This is a genomic window from Pseudanabaena biceps PCC 7429 (genome assembly GCF_000332215.1).
In the GTDB taxonomy this organism is placed as follows: Bacteria; Cyanobacteriota; Cyanobacteriia; order Pseudanabaenales; family Pseudanabaenaceae; genus Pseudanabaena; species Pseudanabaena biceps.
In genome coordinates this window covers 1-7,652 of sequence record NZ_ALWB01000246.1, presented here as the reverse complement: position 1 = coordinate 7,652, position 7,652 = coordinate 1, and the positions used below count along the sequence as shown (strand labels likewise).

Below are 7,652 nucleotides of genomic sequence, written 5' to 3'. Positions count from 1 at the left end.
TTGCAAAGCAACGCTTTCAAAAATTTCCCTGTGGTTCGTTTGATCGATAATTGCTGTAAACCCAGAGAGTATACCGCCCGCGTAGCGGGCGGTATACTCTCTGGGTTTGGTTTTTAATTATGCCGAACTACTGATCAGGAAACTCCAAATACTGAGGCGGAACTGATTCCGTTAACCATACTGAGTTTTCCGAGCAGAAGAAGACAAATCCATCTCGGTGCATCCGTAACGTATCAACCTGTAAAACCACTGGTTTACCATGTCTCTGACCGACTTTGATCGCTGTGGTGACATCCGCTGATAAATGGACATGTTGACGCTTTCCTGCCAATAGTCCCTGTTGGCGAATTGAATCTAGAAATCGCGTTGCCGTACCGTGAAACAGAGGATTAGGTGGTAATTGGGGAGTTAAATCGAGGGTAACCTGAAGGGAATGTCCTTGATTGGCACGAATTTTTGACTTCTCAGGATTAAATGCAAATCGTTTTTTATCGTTTGTGGCTACTATTTCCTCCAATTGGGCTATGGAAATGTCTTTCCCGTTACGCTTTGCGAACTCAATTAAGCGATCGACCTCAGCCCAACCATGCTCGTCTAAGGTCAAACCAATTATTTCTGGCTGATGGCGGAGCACAAGACTCATAAATTTACTGAGATGGACTAAATTTTTATCCATAACCTTTGGTTTAAAAATTGAAATGCTTGTATAGTCGTTTACAATGGTAATGGTTAGTTTTTTTTACCTTTTGCGGTATGCTCTAACCTTAAAAATTATGTAACCCTGAGGACATAAGCGAATGCTACATCGCAAAATATATCAACTTTGTGAAGCCAAGAGCGATGTTTGGATTTACCTGAGGGATCAGGGACGTTGGCTAGAAAGAGCCAAGATATTGGATATTGAAGGCGACGTGGTAACAATTCGTTACGAGACTGAGGATGAAGACGAGGTTTGCTCTTGGGAAGAAATGGTCAGATTAGAGAGTATTGGTGCTGTTACTCAAAGATTATCTTCATTTACCAAAACAGGGATGTCATCCAGCGATCTGTTGGTGTCCGATGATTGTCCTGAAGCTGAGCAGATTCGCCCCCGTATCGATCCTGATAAATAAGGGCAAAGGGGTGCGGAGCACTCCTTTGTTTTAACCATAGAGTGGACGCTTTGCGTTCACTCTATTTTATGTGTATATGAGATTAAACCGATGCAACCTGCCGATCTGACCGCACTTGTAGCTTTGACCCATGAGCTAGATCTAGCTTGTGTGCCTGCGAGGTTAGAGCAGGTGTATCAAAGCGATCGCCATACAATTCATTTACAATTACGAACTTTAGAAAAGAAGCAATGGTTATTGCTATCGTGGCATCCCCAGTCCGCTCGCTTACATCTATGTACGCCGCCGCCCAAACAGCCCGATACTTTCACCTTTAGTCAACAGATTCTCCATCAGGTAGCAGGATTTGCCCTTGTCTCAGTGAAACTAACGAGTCCTTGGGAACGGGTGGTCGATCTGCAATTTGCCAAGCGTCCCGATGATGAGGTGCAATGGCATCTCTATCTCGAAGTGATGGGCAAGTATAGCAATGCCATTTTAGTAAATGCCCATGGGGAAATCGTCACCGCAGCCCATCAAGTCAGTAGCAAGCAATCGCGTGTGCGTCCCATCCAAACAGGCGATCGCTATGCCTTGCCCCCTGCTCTTCTCGAAGCAATTCCTAACCTCGATGAATCCTTTGATTCGTGGCGCGATCGCTTGATTTTGATTCCGAAAGAAATTAAGCGCAATTTGGTGAGTAATTACCGTGGGGTGAGTTCGTCCCTAGTGCGATCGCTATTGGCAGCATCTCACCTCAATGGCGATCGCAATGTGACTGATTTAACCCATACCGAATGGGAATCGCTATACAGCGCTTGGCAGCTATGGCTCACTTGTCTCGATCGCCAGCAGTTCTACCCGCATTTAGAAGGAAAGGGTTATTCGCTCCTTCCTCCTCCCTTGATCGCAGCCGAGAAGAATGGGAATCTTGCCATCTGTTTGCCAGAAAAAGAGCGGCGCGATGGGAATATCCCTCCATTATTGGTTTTATTGGTTAATGTCTTTTGCGATCGCTACTATTCCCAACAAACAGGACAGGTTGCGTTTCAGCAATTACATCAACAAATTAGTCAAGCAATTCACAATCAGCTCGCGAAGTTATCGATTAAAGAGAAAGAATTTTTCGATCGCTTGCAACTCTCGACCCAAGCCGATGATTTTAAAAATAAAGCGGATTTGTTAATGGCGCATTTGCATCTCTGGGAAATTGGGATGAAAGAGATTAAACTGACTGATTTCCATTCAGCAGCCCCCGTAATCATTCCCCTCGATCCAACGCTAAATGCCCAACAGAATGCTCAATCTTTTTATAAAAAACATCAAAAACAAAAGCGGGCTGCCCTTGCGATCACCCCACTTTTAGAGGCTGTCCAACAGGAAATCGCTTACCTCGAACAGGTTGCTACTGCTGTGAGTTTATTAGAACAAAGTGAACTTTCGGCGTTACAGGAAATTCGTGCAGAACTAGCTCAGCAAGGCTATCTCAAAGTCACCGCCGAATATGCTCCACGCACGAAAAATAACAGTAAAGGTGGCAAAAATAAAAGCAATCGCACCAAGCAAGAAGAAATTCCCGATTGTCATCGCTTTACCACTCCCAATGGATTTGAAGTTTGGGTAGGAAGGAATAACTACCAAAATGATTTGATTTCCTTCCGTATTGCAGGAGAGTATGATCTATGGCTCCATGCCCAAGAAATTTCTGGCAGTCACGTACTGTTGCGATTACCTGCGGGGGCGATCGCCGATGACCAAGATCTGCAAACCGCCGCTAACTATGCCGCCTATTACAGTCGCGCTCGGCAAAGCGATCAAGTTCCTGTAGTCTGCACGATTCCCAAATATGTATTTAAGCCCAAAGGCGCGAAACCAGGGATGGTCGTTTATACCCACGAAAAGATTATTTGGGGACAGCCCACTAATTTGAGATTATAGCAACGTAAAGATGAGTGGCGGCGCTTTGCACCGCCACTCATCTTTACGTTGCTATAGAAATATAGCTATAGTCAGTAATATTACAAAAATCAAACCCAATAGAGAGTTGCGGCGCTTCGCGCCGCAACTCTCTATTGAGTTTGATTTCCTGACTTAAGTGAATATAGCTATATTTCTGGTTTAGAATGGCTAAATTATGACTAGCGCTGATAAAAAATCCTTCAGTGAGAGAGATGTTTGCACTAAGTTGATTACGCCAGCTTTACAGCAAGCGGGATGGGACTTGCTCGAACAAATTCGCGAAGAGGTGACGCTGACTCAGGGGCGGATATTTGTGCGCGGTAAGGGGATGACCATGCGCGGCGATCGCAAAAGGGCGGATTATCTACTGTCCTATAAACATAATTTGCCTTTGGCGGTGATTGAGGCAAAGGATAATAATCATTCTGTCGGGGCAGGGATGCAACAGGCGATCGCGACGGGAGCCTTGATCGATGTGCCGTTTGTGTATTCATCGAATGGGGATGCTTTTTTAGAGCGCGATCTGAGCAATCCTGAACGAGTTACGGAGAGGGAAATTGCTCTCGATGCCTTTCCTTCGCCAGAGGAGTTGTGGTTGCGCTACTGTGCTGGCAAGGGGATTATGACTGAACTTAAACCATTGGTGGCACAGAGTTATTATCCCAGTGCCGATCGCCGACAGGCGCGGTATTACCAAACGATCGCTATTAATCGCACAGTGGAAGCGATCTCTAAAGGACAGAAGCGAATTTTGTTAGTCATGGCAACGGGAACGGGTAAGACTTATACGGCTTTTCAGATTATTTGGCGATTGTGGAAAGGCAAGAAAGCAAAGCGGATTTTGTTTTTAGCCGATCGCAATATTTTGATTGAACAAGCCCATACTAACGATTTCAAGCCCTTTGGTGGCGCGATGACCAAAATCAAAAAGCGGCAAATCGATAAGTCCTACGAGATTTATTTGGCGCTATATCAGGCAATTACGGGTAATGAAGAAGAAAAGAATATTTATAAACAATTTGCGCAGGACTTTTTTGATCTGATCGTGATTGATGAATGTCATCGGGGTAGTGCGGCGGAAGATTCGGCATGGCGCGAGGTATTGGAATATTTCTCTAGTGCGACGCAGATCGGCTTGACGGCTACGCCCAAGGAGACGGAGGCTGTCTCGAATATCGATTATTTTGGCGAACCGATTTACACCTATTCGCTAAAGCAAGGCATTGATGATGGCTTTCTTGCACCCTATAAGGTGATCAAGATTGATTTGGATCGGGATCTGGATGGTTGGCGACCCAAGTTAGGACAGCGCGATAAGTGTGGCAACTTGATCGAGGATCGGGTTTATAACCAGCGGGATTTTGATAAAACTTTGGTGATTGAGGAGCGCACGCTGTTAGTGGCGCAATTGGTGACGGACTATCTCAAGTCCACTGATCCCTATGCCAAGACGATCGTATTTTGTGAAGATATTGACCATGCGGAACGGATGCGACAGGCGCTAGTGAATGCAAATGGCGATCGCGTCAAGGAAAATCCTAAATATGTGATGCGAATTACGGGGGATGAAAAGGAGGGTAAGGCGCAGCTATACAATTTCATCGATCCTGAACAGCGCTATCCCGTAATAGTGACGACTTCGGAGCTTTTGACGATGGGTGTAGATGCGAAGACTTGCAAATTGATTGTGATCGATCAGGTCATCAATTCAACGCCAAAGTTTAAACAAATCGTGGGCAGGGGAACGCGCATTGATGAGGAACATAACAAGCTGTTCTTCACGATTATGGATTTCAAGAAGGCGACAATAAAGTTTAGCAATCCTGAGTTTGATGGCGATCCTGTACAGATTTATGAACCACAGCCCGATCAGCCTGTTTCGCCACCTGAGCCTGTGAACTATGACGATGATGATTTTGCAGACAATCAGCGTGTTTCCGAAAGACGCGATCGCTATGTGGTGTCGGGCGAATCGGTGGATGTGGTGGCGATCCGCGAGCAGTATTTGGGGAAGGATGGCAAATTATTAACCGAGGCGATTCGGTTCAAGGCTTCGCAAGCGATTCAGGGCAAATATGGCACGATCGCGAGTTTTTTGCGGCGTTGGCAAGAACTCGAACGCAAAGGGGCGATCGCTACGGAATTAGAGGAGTTAGGAATATCGGTAGCGATGCTCGAAAATGAGGTAGGGCAGGAGTTTGACCTATTTGATTTGATCTGTCATGTTGCCTTTGACCAGCCACCCCTGACTCGGCGTGAACGGGTTGCCCAAGCGCGAACCCAAATGCAAAAGCAAAACTATTTTGCGAAGTATGGCGATCGCGCAAGGCAAGTTTTGGAAAAGCTATTGGAGAAATACGCAGATTCTGGAATTGAGGAGATTGAGAAGCTCGACCTGCTGAAAGTACCACCCTTTACGGAGTTTGGTAAACAGTTGGAAATTGTGCGACTATTTGGTGGTAAGCAGGGATATTTTCAGGCGATCGCTGATTTAGAAAATGCTTTATATCAAGAGGTTAGTTAAATGACACAGGTATTTGTAGCAAATCCAAAAACCATAGAAACTTCAGGCTCTCTTGATGTAAGTGAAAGTGGCGCTTCACTCTATGAGCAGGATTTTAATCTGTGGGTGGAGGCAACAGCCCAGCTTTTGCGTGAGGGGCGCTTGTCGGAGCTAGATGTGGTTAATTTACTAGAAGAAGTCGAGTCAATGGGAAATAGCGATAAACATGCACTGAGTAGTAATTTAGTGGTGATTTTATTACACTTGCTGAAGTGGCGCTATCAACCCCATAAGCGGACAAGAAGTTGGGAAAAAAGTATTGCTGAGCATCGCCGTAGAGTAATCGAAATCTTTGAAGCTAGTCCTAGCTTGAAACGCTATTATGCTGAGATTTTTGATAAATGCTATAAAAATGCTAGAAAACAGGCGCGTATTGAAACGAGATTGTCTTTAGAGGCTTTTCCTGTGGTTTCGCCTTTTACAATAGAACAGGCGATCGATGAAGATTTTTTGCCTGAATAAGATCCCCCCCAGCCCCCCTTAAAAAGGGGGGAGAATTATCTTCTTCCCCCTTTTTAAGGGGGGAGAATTATCTTCTTCCCCCTTAAAAAGGCAGGGTTGTTTTAAGAATGGGTAAGGGAAAGTCTAAGTGACTAAAGACCACATAGCAGGTATATTATGGGAAAGTTGGTCGATTGCACCCTTTATTGAGTCAAAACCATTAAGCCTAAATACAGAAAGTACCCAAGTCTTGATGATTGACAGATTAATCGGTGCATTCCCTGCTCTTTGAGGACTCTTATCTTCATCGAATATGACATCTTTTACCCAATGTAAGCGGTTCTCAACCTGCCAATGTCCTCGAATCACCTTGGCAATTCGTCTAGATGTTGGGGGCAAAGAACTGAAGTAGTAACTCAATGTGCTGTAGGACTTACCATCGCGTTCGCCTGAACGATTTACCCTTATCACCGACTCTACCTCTTTCCAACTTGAATCAATATTTGCTGGTGGTGCAAATACCTCAACCAATCTCTGGACTTTACGCCCTTTTGATGTGTCTTCCTCAATATTGACTTGAATTGCTGGTTCTTTCTCTGTGTGAACTCTAATCGCTTCTTGCAGTTTTGGTTGATTTTTTTTTACTTTAATGATGTAGTCATTGTTGCTTTGGACTATCGCTTCCACTGTCTTCTTTTGACAATGTAAAGCGTCCATTGTAAACACATGATTTTCCAAGTTAAGCTGCGACAACAATTGTTGAATCACACAGATTTCACTTTCTTTTTTGTTCTCCATGATTGCGGCTGCTACTACCACGCCTTGTTGCTGTGAGAATAGCGATACCATGCTAATAAAGTTCTGTTGGTTATTCTCAGCGTTACTTACGGTATTTCTTAGACTTTTTCCATCTCCTGCAATGCCGGCTCCTCTTGCCATTGGTTGTTCTTGCACCCAGCTATTAAATGCACTAATAAGCTTGGCATAGTCTACGTCTATCATCATTCGTCTGAGTGTTGAATATGACGGTACGGTTCCTTGTTTCAAGGCTAGTAGCTTGATTAAAGTACGCCGATGTCTCTCCACAAATCTATCTAATCCTCGATAACCTTTGTAGCCGCTCATAATTCCCATGATGATGATTAGCAGGATTTGCCATAAATCGTCACGGCTCCCCTGCGCTCCGCGTGGATCTGGCACTTCTTTGAGATAATCGATTATGCTTTTACTCATTTTCGTCCTCTTTTGACTCTATTAGATCAAATTATTGCCTGAAAACCCTACTCGTGAATACAGTTTACTTTTTTCATTTGCTTACCTATTCTTGAAACAGCCCTGCCTTAAAAAGGGGGATTGAGGGGGATCTTTAGCATTTAACGCTATTAAAAATTAATTCAAAAACTTACAATGTCTATAAGTACTACTGTTAAAGCAATTCAAGACATCATGCGGAAGGATGCGGGTGTGGATCTTACTTTTCCCGTTATCTTTTTATTCCAGCGTAACCGTCAATATTCCTACCGCCACAAGCCTTATTCTAGCGTTGCGTATTGTCATTAAGTGAAACTTATTGCAAATAGACTGGATTCTGAAAACCT

General features: G+C 44.3%; 6 protein-coding genes. 4 read left to right on the top strand and 2 right to left on the bottom strand.

Features of this window, described 5'->3' with window-relative positions:
- Positions 1–127 precede the first annotated feature (127 nt).
- Positions 128–676, bottom strand: a complete 549-nt coding sequence (locus tag PSE7429_RS19760) for an RNA 2'-phosphotransferase (RefSeq protein WP_009629118.1) — start codon at positions 674–676, stop codon at positions 128–130.
- A 121-nt stretch (positions 677–797) separates the two neighbouring features.
- Here PSE7429_RS19760 and PSE7429_RS19755 point away from each other — a divergent pair, with 121 nt between their 5' ends.
- From PSE7429_RS19755 to PSE7429_RS19740, 4 genes are all read left to right on the top strand, one after another.
- Positions 798–1,112, top strand: coding sequence for a DUF6679 family protein (locus PSE7429_RS19755; RefSeq protein WP_009629117.1), 315 nt, complete (start codon positions 798–800; stop codon positions 1,110–1,112).
- Between the two features lie 90 nt (positions 1,113–1,202).
- Complete coding sequence (locus PSE7429_RS19750; protein WP_009629116.1) at positions 1,203–3,029, top strand: Rqc2 family fibronectin-binding protein; 1,827 nt, start codon at positions 1,203–1,205, stop codon at positions 3,027–3,029.
- Between the two features lie 196 nt (positions 3,030–3,225).
- Positions 3,226–5,574, top strand: a complete 2,349-nt coding sequence (gene hsdR, locus PSE7429_RS19745) for an EcoAI/FtnUII family type I restriction enzme subunit R (protein WP_009629115.1) — start codon at positions 3,226–3,228, stop codon at positions 5,572–5,574.
- On the top strand, positions 5,575–6,075 hold the full coding sequence (locus tag PSE7429_RS19740) for a DUF29 domain-containing protein (protein WP_009629114.1): 501 nt from the start codon (positions 5,575–5,577) through the stop codon (positions 6,073–6,075). It begins immediately after the preceding gene.
- Positions 6,076–6,198: 123 nt separating this feature from the next.
- On the opposite strand, the gene PSE7429_RS19735 is transcribed toward PSE7429_RS19740, so the two are convergent.
- The gene (locus PSE7429_RS19735) at positions 6,199–7,287 is read right to left on the bottom strand and encodes an ISAs1 family transposase (RefSeq protein WP_009629113.1); all 1,089 of its coding nucleotides are present in this window, start codon (positions 7,285–7,287) and stop codon (positions 6,199–6,201) included.
- Between the last annotated feature and the right edge of the window lie 365 nt (positions 7,288–7,652).